General features: G+C 59.9%; 1 protein-coding gene. It reads left to right on the forward strand.

Annotated elements, in window-relative coordinates:
- The coding region (locus ACDZ94_RS07895) for an immunoglobulin-like domain-containing protein (protein WP_432751306.1) at window positions 1-2,203 on the forward strand (2,203 nt) is incomplete at both ends.

The raw sequence follows: 2,203 nt of genomic DNA on the forward strand, positions 1-2,203 counted from the left end.
GACCGTCACCACCGCAATTAAGGGTGTGACTGGCGGCGAGCATTTCGAGAATTTGGTTCCTGGCACTACGCCGGTTAACACCACCGTCACTGATACTCCAGGCACTGCGGACACCACCACCGTAACGCTGACCGCGCCAAGCGCAGTCAACGAGGGTGGCCAAATCACCTACACCGCAACCTTGAGCAACAAGGCGGGTACCGACGTCACCCTGAAATTGGATAATGGTTCGACCATCACCATCAAGGCTGGCGACACCGTCGGCACCGTAACTGTCCCAGCACCTAGCGATGACGTGTTCATCGACAAGAGCACCCAGACCGTCAAGATCACTGACGCTGCTGGCGGCAACTTCGAGAAGTTAGAAGTTGCTGGCAACGGTGCGACCACCACGATCAACGACACCATCGACAAGGTTGATGTGGTTCTGACTGCCACCACCACCGTTGGCGAAGGCGGCAACATCGTCTACACCGCCAGCCTTGTGGATAAAAACGGCGCCTTGGTGACCAACATCACCAACCCGCTGACCGTGACCTTGGACAACGGCAAAACCATCACCATCGGTGTGAACCAGTCGAGCGGCACCGTCACCACCGTGGCGCCAAACGACGTGTATAAAGGCGATCAAACCGTCACCACCGTCATCAAAGGCGTGACCGGCGGCGAGCATTTCGAAAACCTGGTGCCGGGCACTACGCCGGTGAACACCACCGTGACCGACACACCGGGCACCACCGACCTCACCAGCGTCACGCTGACCGCACCAAGCGCAGTTAACGAAGGCGGCCAGATCACCTACACCGCGACCTTGAGCAACAAGGCCGGCACCGACATGGTGGTCCAGCTCGATAACGGCGCCAGCATCACCATCAAGCAAGGTGCGACCGTAGGCACGGTGACCGTCCCTGCTCCGAGTGATGACGTGTTCATCGACAAGAGCACCCAGACCGTCAAGATCACCGGTACCACCGGCGGTAACTTCGAGGGTGTGACCATCACCCCGGGTGGCGCGACTACCACGATCAACGACACCATCGACAAGGTTGATGTGGTTCTGACTGCCACCACCACCGTTGGCGAAGGCGGCAATATCGTCTACACCGCCAGCCTTGTGGATAAAAACGGCGCCTTGGTGACCAACATCACCAACCCGCTGACCGTGACCTTGGACAACGGCAAAACCATCACCATCGGTGTAAATCAGTCCAGCGGCACCGTCACCACCGTGGCGCCAAACGACGTGTACAAAGGCGACCAGACCGTCACCACCGTCATCAAAGGCGTAACCGGCGGCGAGCATTTCGAAAACCTGGTGCCGGGCACTACGCCGGTGAACACCACCGTGACCGACACACCGGGCACCACCGACCTCACCAGCGTCACGCTGACCGCACCAAGCGCAGTCAACGAAGGCGGCCAGATCACCTACACCGCGACCTTGAGCAACAAGGCCGGCAGCGACATGGTGGTCAAGCTCGATAACGGCGCCAGCATCACCATCAAGCAAGGTGCGACCGTGGGCACGGTGACTGTCCCAGCGCCAAGCGATGACGTGTTCATCGACAAGAGCGTCCAGACCGTCAAGATCACCGGTACCACCGGCGGTAACTTCGAGGGTGTGACCATCACTCCAGGTGGCGCGACCACCACGATCAACGACACCATCGACAAAGTTGATGTGGTTCTGACCGCTACCACCACCGTTGGCGAAGGCGGCAACATCGTCTACACCGCCAGCCTTGTGGATAAAAACGGCGCCTTGGTGACCAACATCACCAACCCGCTGACCGTGACCTTGGACAACGGCAAAACCATCACCATCGGTGTGAACCAGTCGAGCGGCACCGTCACCACCGTGGCGCCAAACGACGTGTACAAAGGCGACCAAACCGTCACCACCGTCATCAAAGGCGTGACCGGCGGCGAGCATTTCGAAAACCTGGTGCCGGGCACTACGCCGGTGAACACCACCGTCACCGACACACCGGGCACCACCGACCTCACCAGCGTCACGCTGACCGCACCAAGCGCAGTCAACGAAGGCGGCCAGATCACCTACACCGCCACCTTGAGCAACAAGGCCGGCACCGACATGGTGGTCCAGCTCGATAACGGCGCCAGCATCACCATCAAGCAAGGTGCGACCGTAGGCACGGTGACCGTCCCTGCTCCGAGTGATGACGTGTTCATCGACAAGAGC

The sequence above is a fragment of the Pseudomonas sp. UBT genome (genome assembly GCF_050915955.1).
GTDB lineage: Bacteria > Pseudomonadota > Gammaproteobacteria > Pseudomonadales > Pseudomonadaceae > Aquipseudomonas > Aquipseudomonas antarctica_A.